Genomic DNA, 21,947 nt, shown 5'->3' on the forward strand with positions numbered 1-21,947 from the left:
GTGTAGAGAAGGTCAGCTTTCCGCCCATTACGGACACTGTGGACGCATAAGATACTGGGTGGTGCGGCCAAAAACGCGAACATTTATCTATTGAAGCACGATCGTACCGCGCGCGACTGGTTGTTATGGCAAAGTAACCATTGCGCATTCCTCAGTACAATCGCTTCGCGGTATCTTTGTCGAAGACATGAATCCGGGAAAAATCCAGCGAAACTGAAAACGGCTGACCGGCTTGGACGTCTTCGCTGCCGTCGATGACGGCCATCATTTGTATTCCGTCACTTTCGAACTGGACGAAAGTCTGTGCCCCGGTAGGCTCAACAAAGAGTGCTTTTCCAGAGATCTGGGATCCGACCTTTCCCGGACGCAGGTCTTCCGGACGCAAACCTATCGTGATTTCCTTGTCCTGCCGGACGTCGAGACCATTCGGCAGCGCTATCTCATTGCCACCGGGGAGGGTTGCCTGCAGACCGGCGGTCGTTCTGCGCACACGACAATCGATGAAATTCATAGACGGCGAACCGATGAAACCGGCAACGAATTTGTTTGCCGGATTTCGGTACAGATCAATCGGTGTGCCGACCTGTTCGATGTGACCGTCCTTCAGGACGGCGATCCGATCGGCGAGGGTCATTGCCTCGATCTGGTCGTGAGTGACGTAGATTGAGGTCGTTCCGACTTTTTGATGCAGGGCTTTAATCTCTGTCCGCATCTGGACACGGAGCTTGGCGTCTAGGTTGGACAGCGGCTCGTCGAACAGGTAGGCCGCCGGGTTGCGTACGATCGCGCGGCCCATCGCGACACGCTGGCGCTGACCCCCTGACAAATGCGCCGGGCGCCGGTCGAGATAGGGTTCAAGTTCCAGCAGTTTCGCCGCGTCGGTGACACGTTTTTCAATTTCTGCCTTCGACAGCCGCGAAATACGCAGGTTGAAGCTCATGTTCTGCGCCACTGTCATATGCGGGTAGAGCGCATAGTTCTGGAACACCATCGCGATGTTCCGCTGACGCGGCGTGGCGGTGTTCACCACCTGGCCATCAATTACGATGTCGCCGGACGTCGCTTCCTCGAGGCCGGCGAGAATCCGCAACAGTGTTGACTTGCCGCATCCGGAAGGTCCGACCAACGCAAGGAACTCGCCCTCGTTGATCTGCAGGTCAATGCCATGGATGACTTCGACAGCCCCGAATGACTTGCGCAGGTTCCGGAACTCAACGGATGCCATTTGCGGTTTCCTTTTCTTGTTTTGTGTTCAACGCCTCGGCGCAGTCCTCTTTCCCACCGTCTTTGGACCAACATTGAAGCCTTGCGGGCCCGAGCAAGCCTGAAGCGATCAGTTCCGAAGCGGCGGTGTAGACCGGGAAGGCCGTGTGGGTGATCTTGCTGCCGATGCTCCGGCAATCGCCGATCAGGCGGTTGCGCCAGAGGTTCGTGACCTCGATTTCGAGCTGGTTGACCCCCACTCGAACTGCGTCGGTAATGTCAAAGCGATATGGATAGGTCCAGCGCTGAGCGATTTCCAAGCCGTTGACACGCAGGACCGCGATTTCGCGGACCTCTCCCAGGTCGATGATCAACCGCTCGCGGTCCCTTTTTGCCGGGATGTCGATCCGGGACCGGTAAGTGGCCGTCCCCGAGAAATGGCGGATACCGGGATCGGCGTGTTCGGTCCAGCAGTATAGGCGATCGAACTCGGCGTTGTCCGGCGCTCCACGCCCTTTCTGGAATTGCACCGTCCAGGGGCCATGTATTTCTTGCAGTGTGTTTATGACCGGCTGCGGTATTACGTGTTCGGTCCTTTCGGCCGGACGGGAGAAAACGACGAAGACGGTTTCGTTGGGCTCAAGTATCAACTGGACATAGCTGCGCTCTTTTCCAATCCGATAACTGGCCGTGCGGGTCTTTCCGGTGACAGGGCACCAAACCTCTGGCTCCCGACCTGTCACTCGGAAGCTCAGTTCAGTCGCTTCGCGGCGTGCCTGTGTGTTTCGAACGAAATAGAGATCTGTCCCGTCGGCACTCCGGTGTAAGTAGGCTAGGCGCGTGGCTGCGTCCGTACGGCTGTAATCGAAGTCCCGCTCAAGCCGGAGATCATCAAGTATCCTGGCCAACGGTTTCCCTGAGCAGACTCGCCCGCGACCGACACCACGCGACAATAACGGTCCGCCGGATCCCCACAGCGCATCGCAGGCAGCTGTGAAATCCTCATCTCTGTCGGCAAGGCTGGGGCTACCGATCGGACGCTCGGCAATCAGGGTGGCACCCGCCTCGACCAGGGCACGAAGCTTTTCAACCGTAGCCACCGTCATGCGGCAGGACTGGCCGCCCGCGTAGAGAACGGCGTAACGGGCGCCGGTTCTGGCGGTGATCATTCCATCCTCAACGCTCAGCTCGCTGTGGAGTGCGTCGTTGTTGATGAAGTCATAGGTATATCCCTCGGGAACCTCGCGGGGATCCTCCTCGACATACACTGCCGTGATCGGTCCTTCCTCACCGTAGAGAAAGCCGATGTCGGCAACTGTCCGGCCAAACTGCAGCAAGGTGCTGCAGCGAGTAATGTAGTCCACCCAGGCCTTGGCGCAGTGAGCCCAGGTCTCGTGCCGGTTGAAGCAATAGCCATACGGTCCGAGCGTCAATCCCGGCGGAGTGTCGGCCAAGGGCTGATGGACGGACGTGTGCATCACGAACCGGTTCACACCAAGCTCCAGCATCCGGTCGGCAAAGGGCTTAAGTGTGCGTGGAGAGTCACTCCAGCCGTTGGTGGTTCCATTTGTTGTAAGAGATTCAGCGGCGACGAATTTCTTGCCGTAGACGTTCGCGACAGATGCGGATTCACGCAGGTCGACACCGTAATTGGGCATGTCCTCATTCTCGGCACGCCGGGTCCAGAACGCGCCCATAGGCACATCGGAACGTTTCTTGAAGGCCATGCCATCGCCAAGCGTCGGACGTTCCCGCTCCATCGACTCGGCGTAATGTATCAGGCCGCGCTCATCGAGGCTCTCCCTGATCTGGCCATAGTGGTTGTCTACAACCATTTCGCCGATCGTCTTGCGGAAGTCCCATAAAAATCGCTCCGTTGCGTCGTCACTGCCGACGATCCAGCCGAAGAGTGCGGGAAGGTGCCCTTGGATATCGTAGCCCCTGCGGGCGTGAAACTCCTCTGCGAAGCCACGGGTCCAGTTCTGGATTCCTGCTTCCCAGCTGTCGGTAACGACGGCGTTTATCCCGAATTTGCCGAGCTCAAACCCGCCGGCGTTCTCGTAAAGGCGGAAATACCGGTCGAGATAGGTCTTCACGTGGTCGCGGTTGAGTTTGTCGACCTCCAGTCCAGTGGCCTCGGGCGATGCAGGGTGGTTCTTGGTTCCGACAAGCGACATGCCGATGCGCAGTACCATCCATCGGCCGGCCCCCGGTCGCCAGTCTAGCGTACCGTCGGGCCGCATCTTGTGTGTGAGGTCAATCACCTGATCCACACTCACCGTGGCTGCCGGTTCCGCGCAGTGACCGGGCGCGGCATAGTAATCCATGAGCGTACCGAAGCCGGCCTTTTCCTCGAAACGGTTTAACCTTGCGCCCTGATGTAGGACAAATTGCGACAGCATATGTTGCTGGATCTTTGTCTTCTCGGGGGGAAACAGAGCGGTCCTGTGGTCAGCATCCCGCGGCGGCGAAGCCAGGCGGAGCCTGAAATATCGGGCCGTGGTAGTTGGCAGAGACACTGTGTGTTGTGGGGCGGAACTGCGGCCGAGTTCGTAGCCGGGTATGTCGGCCAGCGCCTGGTAGACCTTGCCGTCGGTGCTGGCTTCCAGCCAGCCAAGGCGCGGAGCGGGACGGCGGACCTTTGGCCGTGCCCAATTCTCCGGCGCCATCGCAACTGACACCGCCCTGATTGTCCGTGCCTCGCCCAGGTCGAATTCGACCCATGCTTCGTCACTTTCGGGAACAGAGATCGAAATGGCACCGACATAGTCGTTATCGCACAGCTTCTCGGCGGCGATCGGGCCGTCATTACTGTGGACCGAAGTCACGTTCAGCGAAGTGGCTTCCGCATCCGGCAGTGGGAAGGCGATCACGCGGACATCCTCGTAATAGCGTTCCTCCTCGCTGAGATCGGTTTGTCCGAACGCGGAATGCCCTGGGTTCGGGAAGTTCTGGAAAGAGCCCGAGGTTTCATGGGGACGAGACAGAACCACCGTTCCGACATCGTCCGGGCTAACTGCGGTCTCGGTCCAGACGAGCTTTTTCATTGCCTGTTCCGGCGTTACCCATGGACCACCGGTTTCACTCCAGCCCGGCGACGCAGCGATGCCAACTTCAAAGCTATGCTTCTCGGCCTCGGACAGGGCAAATCGGAAGGCGTCGCGCCAACCGTCATCCATATAACTAAGACGCTTTTCTACGACTTGCGGTGTATACAGGCCCGCATCGAAGGCGTGAAACCCCGCGACGCCCACCTTTGCCATCCAGTCGATGTCCAAGGCGATACCTTCTTTGGTGACGTTCCCGTTCATCCAGTGCCACCAGACACGCGGTTTCGCGTCCTCCGGAGGACAGCGGAAAGCCTTCAGTAGGGGATGCTCTGCTTCTGTCTTGACTGTCATGTACCTTAGCCGAATTTGTCCGCGGCCCGGCATCATGACGGGCCGCGGATGTTTGATCTAATAGAAGTTTTGGGATCAGCTTGACTGGTAGGCTTCATCCATGCGGGACAGCATGTCGTTGACGCTCGCCTGCCCGCCAAGCAGTTCTTGGACGCCACTGAACAAAGTCTGCTGCACGCGCACGTTGGGCCAGCGTGTGTCCATATAGGGAACGCTCTTACCCTCATCGATCTTCGCCAGCATCTCGGCAAAGATCGGATCACGATCAGTCGCGCTGACCTGGTTCAGGCTTGGCAGCGCCTGGATCCGCGAAAGCTCGGTATCGATTTCTGGCGAAGCTAGGAACTGCAGAAATGCTTTGGCACCTTCCACGTCCTCGGCGTTCGCGTTGACGCCGAACCCCGCACTGGGGTTTGCCGGGATGTTGGTTTCTTCCGGATCATCGCTGCCAGGAAGCGGCCAGACGGTGAAGTTCTGATGTCCGGCGAAGCGGAAGATCGAGGCGTTCTGGCTGGAAACAACGATGGTCATGGCCGCCTCACCGGTGGCTACCATCTGAAGCTGTTCTTCGACCGCAGTCCCATTTGGGTTGTCGTTGAAATAGCCCTTCTCAAGCATCTCAACATATTTCTCCATCGCTTCGACCCAGCCGTCAGAGCCGGCAAATGTCGCCTCACCGGACTGCATCTTGTCCGGGAATGAAGGATCGCGGCCGTAGACCAGCGTCGCAACGAGCGCGTAGGGAATGAGCTGCGTGATGAATCCTGTACCTGTGCCCAGCGACACAGGCACCTTGCCCGCTTGTTTGACCTTCTCGCATACGGCCATGAACTCTGACCAAGTCTTGGGCTGTTCGATCCCAAACTCGTCACGCACCTCATTGTTCACGTAGAGACCGATCATCGAAACGATGGGCGCATAGTAATAGACGCTATCCTGGAAGGACATCGCCGGTCGGAAGGCGTCGGGAATATTCTGCGAATAAGGCTCGCCCGACAAATCGGCCAGATAGCCTGCCTCGGCCAGGACCTGGCAACCCATGGGGTTGCCGCTTCCTGCCCAAACAGACAAGACATCCGCCGCGGTGCCTGACGACAGCTGTACACGCGCCGTGGTGTGGAGCTGGTCGGTGCTGGCGTAGTTCAGCCGCATCCGCGAGCCAGGATTAGCTTCTAGAAAGCGAGGTACCAGTTCTTCAAAGGCGGGCCGCCATGTGCTCTGGACATAACCGCGCAAATTATAGTCTTCGGCGAGCGCCAGCCGACTGGTGAAGGGTGTCGCCAGCGCGGCGGCGCCCATCCCTTTCAGCAGGGACCGACGCCGTAGCGTCGGTTTAAGTTCATGGATCATGTCAAACCTCCCATTTGTAGGTTGCGCCGCATGGCGCTGTTTCCTGCTCCCCTCCCTGGGAGCAGTCGAATTCGCTAACCCTTCACACCACTTGCAAATCCGCGGATCATGCTGCGCTGAAGCACCAGGAAGGTTGCCAGGACCGGCAGGACACCGATCAGGAGCGCGGCGAAAATTGTTCCCCATTCGGTCACGTATTGGTCCACGAACGAGAAAATCGCGACCGGCACCGTGGCCCAGTCCGATCCGCTGAGATACAGCAGGGGAGTCAGAAAGTCGTTCCAGATGAAAACGCCGTTCAGGATCAAAACCGTTCCGGTGATCGGACGAAGCAAAGGCATCACGACCGCCACGAAGGTCAGTAGTTCTCCGGCCCCGTCGATCTTTGCCGCCTCTTCATAGGCGCGGGGGATTGTCCTGATGAAACCCGCGTAAAGGAAGATAGTGAACGGCATCTGCAGCCCGGCATAGAATAGTACCAGCGACGCCGGCGACCCCAGCAATTGAATGTCGCGCATCGTCTGATAGAGCGGGATAAGTGCCAACTGGAACGGCAGGATCATTCCAGCGAGGAAGAAAACATAGAGCCCGTAGCCCAACCGAGGTTTACAGCGTGCCACGAAGTAGGCGGCAGGCGCTCCGATCGCAACAAGGACCAGCAGGCTGCAGATCACTACTAGCGCGCTTGAGAAGATCGCGTCGCCCAGGTAGGCCTGCGACCAACCGGCCGAGAAGTTTCCGAGATACGGATCGAGCGGAACACTGAGCGGTGCTTCGCGCCAGTTCTCCTCGGACTTAAAGGCCAGGACGATCAGAATGTAGATCGGGAAGGCAAAAACCGCAGCGACAGCAATCATCACGATTTCCAGGAGAAAGCTGCCGATGGTGTAGCGCTTAGACATGCTCGATCTCCCGCTTTTTCAGAAGGTACGTGGCGGAATAGACGATGGTGGCGACGATGATCGCGAAGACGAGCGCGATGGAGGAGCCGTATCCAAACTCCCCGAACTGAAAGCTCGTCTTGTAAATGATGGTCGACATGGTTTCGGTGGCGTACCCTGGGCCACCTGCGGTCAGCACGTAGATCTGATCAAAGAACTTAAGGCCGGTGATCAAAGCGATCACCACGTTCACCGTCATGGCTGGTGCGAGCATGGGAAGGATTACGGACCAAAGGCGGCGGACCGGACCGGCCCCGTCGATCTTAGCGGCTTCGATCAGTTCTTCCGGCACCTTCTGCAGACCTGCGAGAAAGATGACCATGGCGAGGCCGACCTGACTCCAACTCGTAACGAAGATGACGCAGAACAGCGCCCAGCCAGGATCGCCCAACCATTGCTGCTCCCAGTTGCCGAGACCCGCCGCTTCCAGGAGTTGGTTCAGCGCGCCATTACTGGAAAAGATGTAACGCCAGACGAAAGACATGATTACCGGTGTCAGGACGACCGGCATGAAGAAGATCATGCGCAGAAAATTCCGGGTTCTGATCTGAGTATTGAGGGCAAGCGCCAGCAAGAGTCCGATGACAATCTTCGCCACCAGGAGGGACCCCGCCATGACCAGTGTCGTGGATATAGACGCACGTGCCTGTGGATCTGAGGCGAGCCGGCGGAAATTTTCTAGGCCGACGAAGCTGCGATCGTTGGACAGGCCATCCCAGTCTGTGAAGGCGAAACCAGTGCCGGCAATCATTGGATAGACAATGACGAAGCCATAGACGGCGATCGCGGGAAGCACGAATCCCCAGCTCACGCCGGCGCTTAGCAACCGTTTTGAGTTGCTGCCGAGTTTGGCGAATGTGACCTCGACATGTGCGGCGCTGTCAGAGGACATGTCTGGCGGACCCGGCCAAAGGGCAATGCAATCTGCGGGGCATCTCTTTGAAACAGAATATGAAATTCCTCCTCACGTCGTCCTCCTCCTTAGCGACGTTTCGATCCGCGGGTGCTGACTCGCACCTCATTTTCAGGGAACGGTATAGTGTAAAGCGCTTTACATCAAGACGATTCGTAAAGCGCTTTACAAAGATTCCTTGCAACCACCTCGGGCAATTGTGTACGCCTGAAAGGCCGCTTCGCGGCGCACGCCGCAGGGCAAAGGGGACGGTCGAAGAAAGATGGTAAAGAAAGCGAAACCTACGATTTACACGGTTGCTGAAGACGCAGGCGTGTCGATTGCTGCCGTTTCGAAAGTATTGCGCGATGCGTATGGTGTAAGCGATGTTCTGCGCGAACGCGTTCAGGCCTCAATTGATAAACTAGGCTACCGCCCACGCACCTCGGCACGGGGATTGCGGGGAAGGACTTATGCTCTCGGCACCGTCATCAGTGACATGCGAAACACTTTCCTTCCGGACATCATGGAAGGAATGCGGGCCGGCCTTGCCAACACGCCGTACCGGAACCTGATAGGCGTCAGCAACCGCTCGACCGATACCGAAACGCAGGTTCTTGAATCGATGATCGACCACAACATGGATGGTGTCATCCTTGTCGCGCCACAGATGCCTGCATCCACGATCGAACGTTTTGCCAACATTATTCCGACCGTGGTGATAGGCCACCATACCCGCCAGCAAGCCAGCTATGACACGGTCAACGCTGATGATGAGTCTGGCGCGAAACTCGTGGTAGAGCATTGTGTGTCGCGCGGTCTGCGCGACATCGTGATGTTCAGCGGCAAAACCCCGAATCAGGAAACGAGCGTCATCACGCAACGGGAGACCGGATACCGTGACGCGATGGAGACACATGGGCTGACCGACAAGGTCAGGATCGTCCGCGCGGCCGAATTGGGTGGTGCGCTGCACGGTGAACAACTCGACCTGCTGCTAAAGGAGCCGCTTACAGAGGCAGTCTTTTGCTGGAGCGACCAGCTTGCAATCCGGCTCCTGGCCGCGTTGGAAGAAAGGAAACTTCGTGTACCAACTGATATATCGGTAGTCGGCTTCGACAACTCGTCAACTGCCGCCCTACCACAGATCAGCCTTACCAGTGTCGACCAGTCCGGTATCGGGTTGGGCAAAGCGGCGATTGAACTCATGCTGGACCGGATAGCCGGTCGAGCAGAGGCCGAACATAGATTGCTGGATGTGGCCCTCGTTGGACGGCGTACTGCCTGACCGGAGGTAAATACACCTTTTACCTTGCTTCAGAACCGGGTTTGCGACGCCTCGTGAGTTGCGATGTATTGAAAGTCGATCAACGGTCGCTTGTACGAGGCCCGGCGTAAGGCCGCCCTTCGCCTTAGACGACTCTAGCAAAATGCCTCGTCGACTTTCAATGTGGCCTCTTTAGAAGACCGGAACTCGCGAGTGCAGGCGAGAGCTTCCGCGCGTTCCGAAGGCCGCCCGTCGCCGGCTTGACGTTGTAGAAAGCATGAATTAGACAGCCGAACTGCTGAGCGGGCGTCGTATACTGGCTATTACCTCAGCCTTCCAAGCTGATGAAGCGGGTTCGATTCCCGCCGCCCGCTCCAGAAATCCCTTTCCGACAATCACCTGCAAAGTTGTTGCACTTCGTTTGGCACGGGGGCGAGTTCAAGTGCAAATCGCCAGTCGACCCAACCACCGACCGGTTCCTTCACCGCCAAACAAGTACCCTTAACGGTTGACCGGCATTTGTATTTCCGTTGCGGAATTTGCATATGTCATGCGGACATTTGCAATTTTTTCACAATCGTCGCATTGCTAGGCTTGTGGCGATCAAAGGGAGGATCATCATGCAGATGATACGCTGGCGCACTTTTTGCGCCGCGGGTGCTGTTGCGCTCGCATCCGTGACCGGGTCTGCCGCGGCCGGGCCGGACGACGATACACTCCGTATCGCCATGGCCGAGGAAATCCTGAACCTCGACTACAACTACACCACCAAGCGCGAATACATCATTCTGGCGCAGTTGACCGACGCGACGCTGTTCGACCTCGACCCCGAGACGCAGGAGTTCAACCCGTCTATCGCGACCGGGTATGAATGGGTCGACGACATGACGCTGGACATCACGCTGCGCGACGACGTGGCGTTCCACGACGGCTCTCCGCTGACGGCCGAGGACGTGGCCTATTCCTACAACTGGATCAACAATCCCGACAGTGAATCGAACGCCTCGGGCGTGGTCGAGCGCTGGCTGGACAATGCCGAAGTTACTAGCCCGACATCGGTACGATTCCACCTGAAATCGGTTTATCCACTGGTTCTGCGTGACATGGCCAACCGGATCATGATCCGCAAGGACGGCACCTATGGCGAAGGCGCGGACATTGACCGCGACGCGATGGCCAGCGACCTGATCGCGACCGGCCCCTACAAGGTGGTCAGCTTCGAGCCGGGCACCGAACTGGTGCTGGAGCGGTTTGACGAGTTCTTCGGTGAAGCTCCCGCGATCCAAAAGATCGTGGTGCGCAACATCCCGGATGTCGGCACCCAGCAGGCTGAACTAATGTCGGGCGGCATCGACTGGATGTTCAAGGTTCCGCTGGACTTGGCCGAAAGCCTGGGCGCCACTCCGATGGCCGAACATCTGAGCGGACCGGACCTGCGGGTGGGCTTTCTGGTGCTGGACGCGGGCGGCTACACTGATCCCGAGGGTCCCCTGACCAACGTGCTGGTGCGCCGCGCGATCAATCACGCGCTCAACACCAAGGAAATGGCCGAGTACCTGATCGGCGGGTCGGCAGAGGCGATTCACACTGCCTGTCACCCGGCACAGTTCGGCTGCGACCAGAGCGTCGTTGAATACCCCTATGACCCCGAGAAGGCGAAGGAACTGTTAGCCGAGGCCGGCTATCCCGAAGGCTTCCCGCTGGAGCTGTGGGCCTATCGCGACAAGGCGGCCTCTGAAGCCATCGCGTCGGATCTGACCGCCATCGGGATCGAGGTAGACCTGCGCTATGTCAAGCTGGAAAGCCTGAACCAGGCCCGCGCCGCGCGTGAGATCCCCGCCTACTTCGGCACCTGGGGCTCGGGCGGCACCGCCGACACCGCGGCCATCGCGCGGATCCACTTCGACGAGGAATCCGACCGCAACATGTCGGGCGACACGGCGCTGGCCGATCTGGTCCTGTCTGCCGAACAGACGGCGGATCAGGAGAAGCGCAAGGAGATCTATTCCGAAGCCATCGGCAAGATCGCCGAGGACGCTTACTGGGCGCCGCTCTTCTCCTACTCGGCGAACTACCTGGTCTCGCCCCAACTGGATTTCCCGCTGGACCCCGACGGTCTGCCGCGGCTTCAGAATTCCAGCTGGAAGTGACACCTTAATCGCGGGGGCCGCAACCGGCCCCCGCGACCCGGAGGACCCCAATACATGTTGCGATACATCGCACTGCGCGGGCTGCTTGCCCTGCTTGTCGCCTTCACCGTTTCGCTGGCCGCGTTCCTTCTGCTGAACGTGGCCGCGGACCCGGCCCAGGCCATCGCCGGTGAAGATGCGACGCCGGACGTGGTCGAGGCGATCCGCGCCCGCTACGGGCTAGACCGGCCGCTGAGCGTCCGCTACTTCGACTGGCTCGGCGGGGTGCTGCAGGGCGATTTCGGCGAAAGCTATTACTGGCACAAGCCGGTGGCGGCGCTGGTCGCCGACCGGGCGGACGAGACGATCACGCTGGCCTTCTCGGCGCTGGCCGTCACCATCGTGATCGCCATTCCGCTGGGCGCGCTGGCGGCTCTGAACCCGAACAGCTGGATCGACCGTTTTGCCCTGGGCGTCGCTGTTTCCGCTCAGGCGGTGCCGAACTTCTGGCTGGGCCTGATCATGATCATTCTGTTCGCGGTGATGATCCCGATTTTCCCCGTTTCCGGCGACGACACGTGGAAGCATTTCGTGCTGCCCGCCTTCGTGCTTGGCGCGTCTTCGGTTCCCGCCGTGATGCGCCTGACCCGCACCGGCCTGATCGAGGTGATGGGAGCGGATTACATCCGCACCGCTCGGTCCAAGGGCTTTCGCGGCTGGCAGCTTTTGCGACGCCATGCGCTACGTAACGCGATCCTGCCGGTGATTTCCGTGCTTGCCGTGCAGCTTGGCCAGAAATTCGGCGGCTCAGTCATCACCGAGTCCATCTTCGCCATCAACGGACTTGGACGGCTGGCACTTGAATCGATCCTCGGCGCGGACATTCCGACAGTGCAGATGCTGATCTTCGTCTTCGCCATCGTCTTCGTGGCCATGAACCTGCTTGCTGACATCCTGAACGCGGCGCTGGACCCGAGGATCCGGATCGGATGACCACCACTGACTTCACCCTTTCTGCCATCGAGGGTAACGGCGAGATCGGTGCGCTGACGCCGGGCCAAATCTTTCGCCAGCGAATGTTCGGGCATACCGGCTTCCTGATCGGTGCCGGCCTGATCCTGCTGATCGCGCTGGTGGCGATCTTTGCCCCGGTACTTGCCCCGCATGACCCCTTCGCGCAGTCGCTGTCGTCGCGGATGCTGCCGCCGGTCTGGATCGAGGGCGGCACTTGGGATCACATCCTGGGGACCGACCAGAATGGCCGGGATTACCTGAGCCGGCTGATCTATGGCACACGCGTGTCGATCACCATCGGACTCGGCGCGGCCACGGTGGGGCTGTTGATCGGCGTTACGCTGGGCGTGATCGCCGGATATTTCGGCGGCTGGATCGACCATGGCATCAGCTTTCTGCTGACGGCACAGCTGGCGCTGCCCGGGCTGCTGCTGGCGATGGCGCTTGTCTTTATCATTGGGCCGTCGATCTGGGTGGTGATCGGCATCGTCGGCGTGCTGCACTGGACTTACTATCTCGTGGTGACACGGGCCGCGACGCAGCGCATCCGCTCGCTCGACTTTGTTGCCGCCGCGGCGGCGTCGGGCGCGAGTTCGCGCCAGATCATCTGGCACGAGATCCTGCCGAACCTGCTGAGCGCGATCATTGTGATCTTCACGTTCGAGCTGGGCATCGCGATCCTCGCCGAAAGCTCGCTGAGCTTCCTCGGCGTCGGGATCCAGCCGCCAACCCCGTCCTGGGGCCTGATGATCGCCGAGGGCAAGCAGGCCATGTTCTACCGGCCGTGGCTGGTGATCCTGCCGGGCATCTGCCTGTTCTTGCTGGTGATCGGCGCCAACCTGATGGGCGACGGCCTGCGCGACATTACCTCGCCGGAGGGCCGCAACGAATGACCGGGCTTCTGGATATTCGCAACCTCGACATCTCGCTGGCGCTGCCCGGCGGCAGCCTGCACGCGGTGAAGGACGTGACCCTTTCGCTGGAAAAGGGCGAGTCGCTGGGGATCGTCGGTGAAAGCGGTTCGGGCAAATCGATGACCGCGCTGACGCTGATGCGGCTGCTGCCGCGCAGCGCTAGATGCAAGGCGGCGCGGCTATCCTTCGACGGACAGGACCTGCCCGCGCTGGACGACCGGACTTTTGCCGAAACCATCGCCGGCCCGCGCATCGGTATGATCTTTCAGGAACCGATGACCTCGCTGAACCCGGTCTACACCATCGGGCGGCAGATGACCGAGGCGGCGGTGGCGCGCGGCCTGCTGTCCGCACGGGAGGCGCGACGCAAGGCAATCGACCTGCTCGAACGCGTCGGCATCTCCGATCCGGAAAACCGGATGTCGCAGTTCCCGCACCAGATGTCGGGCGGCCAGCGGCAGCGCGTGATGATCGCGATGACGCTGATGCTGGACCCGGACCTGTTGATCGCGGACGAGCCGACGACGGCGCTGGACGTGACGGTGCAGGCGCAGATCCTCGACCTGCTGGACGGGCTGCGGCGTGAGCGGCAAATGGGGCTGATCCTGATCTCTCACGATCTGGCCGTGGTGGCGCAGCGCACCGACAAGGTGGCGGTAATGTACTCCGGGGAGTTGGTAGAGCAGGGCGCCGCCAATCAGGTGCTGTTCGCCCCGCGGCACGACTACACCAAGAAACTGCTGGCGGCGATCCCGCGGCTGGACGGGCCACCGGGCCGCGTTGTCGCTGCCGCACCGAAGGAAGAAGAGGTGATCGCGGCGCGCGACGTCACCCGCCTTTTCAGCTCGCGCAAGGGCCTGTTCGGCCCGCGCCGCGAGGTCCGTGCGCTCGACGGTGTTAGCATGGCGTTGAAACGCGGCGAGACACTGGCCCTGATCGGCGAAAGTGGGTCGGGCAAGTCGACGCTGGCACGCATTCTGCTGGGGCTGGACGAGGCCAGTTCCGGCGACGTCACGATGCTGGGCCGGTCACTCGCCGAGATCCCGGCGACCGAGCGCGCGCGATTCGTGCAGCCTGTGTTCCAGGACCCCTATACCTCGCTGAACCCGCGCCGCCGGCTGGCAGAGATCATTGCCCGACCGCTGGTCCTGCGGGGCGAAGGCGACAAGGCGTCGAGACTGGCGGCAGTGCGCGACGCGATGGAGCATGTGCGCCTGCCGCCCCGGCTGCTGCACGCTTATCCGTCGCAGCTGTCGGGCGGCCAGCGTCAGCGTGTCGCCATCGCCCGGGCGCTGGTAACGCGGCCCGAGGCGCTGATCTGTGACGAGCCGACTTCGGCGCTGGACGTTTCTGTGCAGGCGCAGATCCTGAAGCTGCTGGACGAGCTGCGCGCCGAGATGGGGCTGACCTGCCTGCTGATCACCCATGACATGGCGGTGGTGCACGAAGTCGCCGACCGCGTGGCCGTGATGTATCAGGGCCGGATCGTCGAGGAAGGATCGGCGCAGACGGTGCTGGCACATCCCGACAATGACTATACCGCGCGCCTGCTGGCGGCGGCACCGCGGTTCGGAGAGACCGCCGAAGACCTGAAGGTGGCCCAATGAAACTCAGCACCCCGGGCCTGACGCCCGCGACCCTTTTCGCGCGCGAGACACTCTGGCAGTCGTGGCTGGATGTTGAGGCGGCACTTGCCGAAGTGCAGGCAGAGATGGGCATGATCCCCGAAAGCGCCGCGGCGGGCATCCGCGACGCTGCGCGGCTTGACCGTATCGGGATCGAGGCGCTGGAGGCCGATATCCGGCTCACCCATGCGCCGATCCTGTCGCTGACGCGCCTGCTGGGCCGGGCTGCGGGCGAGGCAGGGGCCTGGGTGCATTGGGGCGCCACGACACAGAACGTTATGCAGACTGGACGCATCCTGCTGATCCGAGAGGCGGATGCCGCGATCCGGCGGACGTTGTCTGGGGCGCTGGCACGGCTCGCCGATCTGGCCGAGACCCATGCCGAAACGATCATGGCCGGGCGCACCAATCGGCAGCATGCGCTGCCGATCACCTTCGGCTTCAAGGTTGCTGGCTGGATCGAGGAACTGTCCCGCGCTGTAGACCGCCTCGACTGCGGTGGACGGCGGCTGTTCGTGTTACCCTTCGGCGGTGCGGTGGGCGCTATGCATGCCTTCGGCCCGCAGGGGCAGGAGCTGAATCGGCTGCTTGCCGCGCGCTTCGGACTGGAAGTATTGCTGGTTCCGGGTCGCGCGATCAACGACCTTTTTGCCGATTACATCGTCCAGCTTTCGCTGCTGGCGATGAGCATCGAGCGCATTGCCGCCGAACTCTACCTACTGATGACCGAGGAGATCGGCGAGATATCCGAGACGCTGGACGCCGGCACCGTCGGGTCTTCGACCATGCCGCACAAGGTGAACCCGAAATACGTGGTCCGCGTTCTGGCCGATGCCGCCGAATTGCGCTGCCTCGCGGCCCCGGCGATGGAGACCGGGCGGTCGAGCCACGAAGGAGATTCCGCGACCAACCAGCTTCTTGGCTCGGTGACCGACCGCTCGATCCCGCTGGCGTGGGACATGGCGGTGAGGTTCGAGGGTCTGCTGAGACGCATCGCCGTGGACACCGCGCGCATGGAACGGAATTCTGGCCTGACCGGTGGCGCAATTGCGACCGAGCGGCTGATGATGCTGCTGGCGCCAAAGTCCGGCCGGGCCGAGGCGCATGACCTGATCCATCACGCGCTGGATCACCGGCCCGAGGGTGCGGCGACGCCCACCGAGGCGCTGCTCGCCAACCCGGCCCTGCGCGCGCATTTCACTGCGGAGGAGATCGCCGACGCGCTCGACCCCGCCGGCTATTGCGGCGACAGCGTGCGTATCGCGGGTGACGCGGCGGTGTTGGCGCGGGATCTGTCACGCAGGCTGAAGGATCAGATCAGGTAGACGAGTTCCGCCGTCTGCGGTTCGGCGGCGCGCCGTTCCTCGACATGCGCCGACAGCGCATCTAGGAACACCTCACACAGGTCGGCGCGCGGCCCCTTGGCGTGAAGGCTGGCATAGGTGATCCAGTGATCGCCCTCCAGAGGTCGCATCACCAGCCCAGTCTGTGCCGAGGCGGGCAGCGTCACCGCGTCGATCAGCGTCAGGCCAAGCCCGTTGCGCACCATCTCGACGGTCACCAGTGTGGAACCGGTTTCGAATGAGACCTGCGGCCGCAGTCCTGCTTCGCCCATTGCCTCTTCTAATCGGTTGCGCCATCGCTGACCCGCTGCCAGCGTGACCAATGGTGTCTCCGCAAGCTGCTGCGGGCTGATTTCCTCACTACGAGCAAACGGATGCGTGTCGGGCATCAGCACTGAAAGCCGGCTGCGGAGTACGGGCATGATATCGACCGGGATGATCTCATTTTCCACGGGCAGCGAGATCAGGCCGATGTTGTAGCCGCGCGCCGCTACCTTGCTCTCAATCTCGAACCGGCTCTCGATATGCACCGTGCATTGAACATCTGCATTTTGCCGCCTGATCCGGGCAATTGTCGGTACTACGAGACCGTTTGCCAGCGGCGCCGCGGTAACGACCGACAACCAGTTACGGGTACGGTTGCGCAGGTCCCGGGCGATCAACGGGATCTCATCGATCCCGTCCAGTGTATTAGAGATCTGCTGGTAGAAACTGGTGCCGGCTTCGGTCAGCGAAAGTGTACGCCGGGCCCGGGAAAAGAGCGGCAGCGCCAGTTCGTTTTCGAGCTGAGAAAGCAGCCGGCTTGCCGCGGACGGAGACAGGTTCAACCGATCCGCGGCCTCCGATAGCGACCCGGTCGCGACGACCTGGCGGAATAGGTGTAGGCCCTTGATGTTCATGCATCGCTGTTGGCTTCGATTTTTGCAATTAATACGGTACCGATTACATTTTTTGCAAGGTTTGGTGCGGTTTTGTTCCGATTTGTTTGTTTGCGACAGTTGGCGCCGCCCCAGTTCTCATGTGCTTGGATTTGCTATTGAAGCGCCTCCGGTAGCGGTTCAGGCTAGATCTCGGGGAATGACTTCTTCCCACTCGCGGTCCACCAGTGTGTCATCTGTGTCATCGGCATCCCATGCGGTTAAAGTGGCGTTAAGGCGCCAGAACTCGCGCAGCGCAGCGAAGCGAACCCGCGCATTGAGCTCGGGCTTCCAGTCGCCGCGACCGAAACTTGAAGCCAAGCGCCTTTGTGGCCTTACTTCAACCAACCCGAAAGGTCGCATGACGCCCGGACCAGAAACAGGGTGAGGTCCCGCACGTCATGCATTGACAATCTACCCGGGGCACCCATTGGGGGCATTCCACCGATACGGACCACGCTATTGGTGCGAAAGCTCCGCCGAAGCATTCGTACGCGATACGGTCAATGCAAAGATCTCCAGGCTATCGAAGTAAGCGGCACGCCGATGTTCCCTAAACTCGCAAATGGTCGAGAAAGCTCTCAGAGTTCTTGCGGCGCTGTATCGTTCGCGTCCGTTGCCTGCCGGCGGCGGAATAGCCGGATCACGATCACGAAGAACAGCGGGACAAACAGAACGCCCAGAACGGTTGCCGATATCGTGCCGCCCAGAACTCCTGCACCTATCGCATTGCGCCCCCCGGCGCCGGCGCCGGTCGACAGAATAAGTGGCAGAACACCAAGCGAAAAGGCCATCGAGGTCATGATGATCGGACGAAAACGCAGCCGCGCCGCCTTGACCGTGGCCTCAAAAAGAGACTCGCCGGATTCAAGGAGATCCCGGGCAAATTCCACGATGAGGATTGCGTTCTTGCCGGTAAGGCCGATGACAGTCAGTAGACCAACCTGGAAGAACACACCATTCTCGTAGCCGCCAAGCCACGCGCCAATCAGAGCACCGAGCACGCCGATCGGCATAGCCAGCATGACCGCAAAGGGGATCGTCCAGCTTTCGTAGAGCGCGGCGAGCGACAGGAACACGGCCGCCAATGACAGCGCGTAGAGCAGCGGCGCCTGATTGCCTGACTGCTGTTCTTCCAGTGACAGACCAGTCCATTCCAGTGCGAATCCTGGTGGGAGCAGCGCCGCTAGCCGTTCCATCTCCGCCATCGCCTCGCCTGATGTTACGCCGGGTGCGGGCGAGCCTTGGATCTGCATCGCAGGTACGCCGTTGTAACGATAGACACCCTGCGGCCCCTGAACCCACGAACCCGTGGCGAAGTTAGATAGGGGAACCAGCCCGCCGGAGGTGTTCCGCACCCTCCATTTTTCTATGTCCGAGGGCGTCGAGCGGGAATCGTACTGCCCCTGTATATAGACGCGCTTGATTCGCCCCTCGTCGACGAAGTCGTTCACGTAGGAGCCGGCCCAAGCCGTCGACAGCAGGCCCGAAACGTCTGAGGCGCTTACACCCATTGCACCGGCTTTGCGCCAGTCGATGTCGAGCTTGAACTGTGAGGCATCTTCCAGGCCGTTCGGGCGGGCGGAGGCAATCAGGGGGCTTTGCGCCGCCATGCCGAGCAGCATATTCCGCGCCTGTAGCAGTTCTTCGTGAGTTTGACCGCCGCGCGCCTGGAGGTAGCTATCGAAACCTGCGACGTTACCCAATTCCGGTACCGCGGGCGGGACGATCGGGAAAACAAAGGCATCCCGGATCTGTGACATGGCGCCGAATGCACGACCTGCGATGGACTGTACACTTTGGGAGGGATCAGTTCGTTCCTCCCAGTCTTTTAGTCGCACGAAGGCCAAAGCCATGTTCTGCCCTTGTCCTGCGAAGCTGAAGCCGACCACGCCGAATACAGACTCGACATCGTCGGATTCGTTGTTGAGGAAGTATTCCTCCACTGTCGTCAAAACCCGCTCGGTGCGTTCGATTGTGGCGCCGGAAGGTGCCTGGATGATGACCAGCATGATTCCTTGGTCCTCGTCCGGAAGGAAACCGGTTGGCGTCCGCATGAAGAGCGACACCATTGACGCTACCAGAATTAGGTAGATCAGGCCGATACGCACTGGGCGACGGAGTATATAGCCGACGGTGCTGCCGTAGCCGCGGGTGATACCGTCGAAGGCCCGGTTAAATATGCCATAGAGCCCGCGCCGGGTCGCATGTCCTGTATTCTTTAGTAGGGTCGCGCAGAGCGCAGGCGTCAGTGTCAAAGCGACCACGACCGACAGGATCATGGCCGAAACAATGGTGACGGAGAACTGCTGGTAGATCACTCCGGTCGAGCCGGGAAAGAACGCCATGGGTACAAACACCGCCGAAAGGACCATTGCGATGCCAACAAGGGCGCCGGTGATCTGCCCCATGGATTTGCGGGTGGCCTCGTAGGGGGAAAGTCCTTCCTCCTCCATGATCCGCTCGACGTTCTCAACCACCACGATAGCGTCGTCAACAAGCAGGCCAATTGCGAGCACCATGGCCAACATGGTCAGCGTGTTAATTGTGAAGCCGAGTGCCGCCATGATGCCGAACGTCCCCAACAAAACGACGGGAACTGCCAGTGTCGGAATGATCGTGGCGCGGAAATTCTGCAGGAAAAGCAACATCACCAGGAACACAAGCCCGATCGCCTCGAACAAGGTATGCATAACGGATTCGATGGAGATCTCGACGAAGGGTGTTGTGTCGTAGGGAACGACATACCGGACCCCTTCGGGGAAGAACTGTGCGAACTCTTCCATCCGGTGACGCACAGCCTCGGACGTGTCCAGTGCATTTGCACCTGGCGCGAGGCTGATCGCCATCCCGGTAGAGGGCTGGCCGTCAAACCGCGACACGAACTCATAGCTCTCCGCCCCGATCTCGACCTCGGCAACGTCGCCCAGCAGAACGAGGCCACCGTTTGTGTCGGCGCGCAGGACGATCTGGCGAAAGTCCTCGGGCGTCTGTAGCAGGGACTGCGCGGTGATCGTCGCGTTTAGCATTTGCCCTTCTTCAGTCGGGCGGCTGCCGAAAGCACCGGCGGAAATCTGGGAGTTCTCCTGGCTGACGGCGCTCACGACATCGGATGGCGTCATTTCGTAAGAAGCGAGCTTCGCGGGATCCAGCCAGATCCGCATTGCATATTGTGCGCCGAAGACCTGAACTGACCCGACACCTTCTACCCGACTCATTTCATCGACGATATTGGTTTGCAGGTAGTCGCTGAGGTCAGTGGCATCGTAATTTCCATTGTCCGAGATCAGCGCGATGACCATCAGGAATCCGGCTGAGGATTTTTGTACCTGCACACCTTGCCGTTGAACGCTTTCGGGCAGTAGCGGCATTGCCTGGCTCAGCTTGTTTTGCACCTGCACCTGCGCAATATCAGGGTCTGTTCCGGTCTCGAAGGTCAGAGTGATCGAGGCCGTACCGGCCGAGGATGAATTCGACGAAATGTAACGTAGCCCGTCGAGTCCAGTCATCTGCTGTTCGATTATCTGAGTAACCGTGTTGGCCACTGTCTCGGCCGAGGCGCCTGGGTAGGCCGCGCGGATCGAGATTGTCGGCGGAGCGATCTGCGGATACTGGGCCACCGGCAAGGTAAAGATCGACAACAATCCGACCCCCATGATGAGGATCGATATCACCCATGCGAAGATGGGCCGGTCAATGAAGAAACGAGCCATGGTGTTGGTCGGACCCTAAGATCAGTTTGCTTGCGGCGCGTCGGCCGGTTCGAGACTTGCGACACGTTCTTCGGGCGCAACGGTGGCGCCAGGCCGCACCTTTTGCAGGCCTTCGACAATAATACGATCGCCTGGGTTCAGTCCCTCGCTAACCACCCAGGTCGCACCCTGGTCTGTAACCACGGAAAGTGTACGCTCCTCTACGGTGTTATCGGCATTGACGAGCATGGCGACCGCGTTGCCCCGGCGGTCGCGGGTCACACCTTCCTGCGGCACGAGGAAGACATTCTCCATCGTGGTGGTTGGCATTTCGACCTGCACGTACATACCGGGTAGCAGTAACTGGTTAGGGTTGTCGAATTCCATCCGTAAAACTACAACGCCCGTCTGCTCATCGACATGCGGTTCTGCTGCGGTCAGCAGGCCCTTGTGGCCGAATGCGCTGCCGTCGGCGAGTGTCAACGATACTTCTAAATTGGCATCTTTTAGGTCGCGCGCGGTCTCGCCACGGCGCCAGGCAAGCAGTTCCGCCGCTGACTGGGTGACATCGACATAGACCGGATCCAGGTTGCGGATCGTCGTCAGTGCGGTGGCCTGGCTAGCGGTCACCAGTGCGCCGGGGCTGGCCTCGGACAGGCCGATGCGACCGGTCAGGCGTGCGCGGATCTCGGTGCGGTTCAGTTCAATCTCGGCCGACTGCAACTGCGCCTTTGCGACCTCTACCGCGGCCTGCGCCGAGTCGCGTCCGGAAAGCGCATCATCGAGCGCCTGCTGGCTGGAAACACCACGGTCGCTCAAGGCCGAAATCCGTTCGAATTCACGCTCGGCCGCGGAAAGCTGCGCTTCGGCCTGCCGTAGAAGGGCCCGCGCCTGCAGCACCGCCGCTTCGTAGGTCGTCGGGTCGATCCGATAAAGCGTATCGCCGGCCTCGACATGAGTGCCTTCCTCGAACAGACGTTCGGTGATGATACCGTTGACCTGTGGTCGAACCTCCGCCTGCGCTGATGCGCGGACCCGGCCGGGAAGCGTGGTCGCCAGGGTCACGGTTTCCGGTTGGACGGTCACCACGGTGACCGCAGTCGGAGGCATTCCCTGCTGCGCGTGCACAGAAGCTGTCGAGCCCGCAAGAACAAGTAGGCCGCAGAAGTGGTACAAGAGTCGGATCATTTGCGGCTCCAGAACGGGGGATTGGCGAATCTCCTTGCCCTTGGGCCGGGCAAGAAAATATAAAACTCTAG

At 60.5% G+C, this 21,947-nt stretch carries 14 protein-coding genes and 1 tRNA gene; 7 read left to right on the forward strand and 8 right to left on the reverse strand.

Features of this window, described 5'->3' with window-relative positions:
* Positions 1-151 precede the first annotated feature (151 nt).
* The 5 genes from HCO70_RS07445 to HCO70_RS07465 form a co-directional block, all read right to left on the reverse strand.
* Positions 152-1,225, reverse strand: coding sequence for an ABC transporter ATP-binding protein (locus HCO70_RS07445; RefSeq protein ID WP_172294525.1), 1,074 nt, complete (start codon positions 1,223-1,225; stop codon positions 152-154).
* Positions 1,212-4,640, reverse strand: a complete 3,429-nt coding sequence (locus tag HCO70_RS07450) for a glycosyl hydrolase (protein ID WP_371742170.1) — start codon at positions 4,638-4,640, stop codon at positions 1,212-1,214. Before HCO70_RS07450 ends, HCO70_RS07445 begins: the two co-directional genes overlap by 14 nt.
* A gap of 39 nt (positions 4,641-4,679) precedes the next feature.
* Positions 4,680-5,954, reverse strand: a complete 1,275-nt coding sequence (locus tag HCO70_RS07455) for an ABC transporter substrate-binding protein (protein ID WP_172294529.1) — start codon at positions 5,952-5,954, stop codon at positions 4,680-4,682.
* Positions 5,955-6,028: 74 nt separating this feature from the next.
* Positions 6,029-6,856, reverse strand: coding sequence for a carbohydrate ABC transporter permease (locus HCO70_RS07460; RefSeq protein WP_172294531.1), 828 nt, complete (start codon positions 6,854-6,856; stop codon positions 6,029-6,031).
* Positions 6,849-7,787: a carbohydrate ABC transporter permease gene (locus HCO70_RS07465; RefSeq protein ID WP_172294542.1), complete on the reverse strand. Its 939-nt coding sequence runs from the start codon at positions 7,785-7,787 to the stop codon at positions 6,849-6,851. The genes HCO70_RS07460 and HCO70_RS07465 overlap by 8 nt, the downstream gene beginning before the upstream one ends.
* Before the next feature lie 283 nt (positions 7,788-8,070).
* Between HCO70_RS07465 and HCO70_RS07470 the strand changes: the two genes are divergently transcribed.
* From HCO70_RS07470 to HCO70_RS07500, 7 genes are all read left to right on the forward strand, one after another.
* Entirely contained in the window at positions 8,071-9,075 is a 1,005-nt protein-coding gene (locus HCO70_RS07470; RefSeq protein WP_172294544.1) for a LacI family DNA-binding transcriptional regulator, read from the forward strand.
* 281 nt (positions 9,076-9,356) lie between these two features.
* Positions 9,357-9,431: transfer RNA gene (locus HCO70_RS07475), tRNA-Gly, on the forward strand.
* A gap of 243 nt (positions 9,432-9,674) precedes the next feature.
* Positions 9,675-11,204 (forward strand): ABC transporter substrate-binding protein, encoded by a 1,530-nt coding sequence (locus HCO70_RS07480; protein WP_172294546.1) that lies wholly within the window; start codon positions 9,675-9,677, stop codon positions 11,202-11,204.
* 54 nt (positions 11,205-11,258) lie between these two features.
* Positions 11,259-12,176 (forward strand): ABC transporter permease, encoded by a 918-nt coding sequence (locus HCO70_RS07485; protein WP_172294548.1) that lies wholly within the window; start codon positions 11,259-11,261, stop codon positions 12,174-12,176.
* Complete coding sequence (locus HCO70_RS07490) at positions 12,173-13,090, forward strand: ABC transporter permease (RefSeq protein WP_172294550.1); 918 nt, start codon at positions 12,173-12,175, stop codon at positions 13,088-13,090. Before HCO70_RS07485 ends, HCO70_RS07490 begins: the two co-directional genes overlap by 4 nt.
* Entirely contained in the window at positions 13,087-14,718 is a 1,632-nt protein-coding gene (locus tag HCO70_RS07495; RefSeq protein WP_172294552.1) for an ABC transporter ATP-binding protein, read from the forward strand. The genes HCO70_RS07490 and HCO70_RS07495 overlap by 4 nt, the downstream gene beginning before the upstream one ends.
* The gene (locus tag HCO70_RS07500) at positions 14,715-16,061 is read left to right on the forward strand and encodes a lyase family protein (RefSeq protein ID WP_172294554.1); all 1,347 of its coding nucleotides are present in this window, start codon (positions 14,715-14,717) and stop codon (positions 16,059-16,061) included. Before HCO70_RS07495 ends, HCO70_RS07500 begins: the two co-directional genes overlap by 4 nt.
* On the opposite strand, the gene HCO70_RS07505 is transcribed toward HCO70_RS07500, so the two are convergent.
* The 3 genes from HCO70_RS07505 to HCO70_RS07515 form a co-directional block, all read right to left on the reverse strand.
* Positions 16,049-16,978 carry a LysR family transcriptional regulator gene (locus tag HCO70_RS07505; protein WP_172294556.1) on the reverse strand — a complete coding sequence of 310 codons (930 nt, stop codon included), beginning with the start codon at positions 16,976-16,978 and terminating at the stop codon, positions 16,049-16,051. The genes HCO70_RS07500 and HCO70_RS07505 overlap by 13 nt on opposite strands.
* Before the next feature lie 599 nt (positions 16,979-17,577).
* Positions 17,578-20,709, reverse strand: coding sequence for an efflux RND transporter permease subunit (locus tag HCO70_RS07510; RefSeq protein WP_172294558.1), 3,132 nt, complete (start codon positions 20,707-20,709; stop codon positions 17,578-17,580).
* 21 nt (positions 20,710-20,730) lie between these two features.
* Complete coding sequence (locus tag HCO70_RS07515; protein ID WP_253913220.1) at positions 20,731-21,798, reverse strand: efflux RND transporter periplasmic adaptor subunit; 1,068 nt, start codon at positions 21,796-21,798, stop codon at positions 20,731-20,733.
* Between the last annotated feature and the right edge of the window lie 149 nt (positions 21,799-21,947).

Origin of the sequence: Pseudoruegeria sp. HB172150 (assembly GCF_013184805.1) — a bacterium.
Lineage (GTDB): Bacteria > Pseudomonadota > Alphaproteobacteria > Rhodobacterales > Rhodobacteraceae > Psychromarinibacter.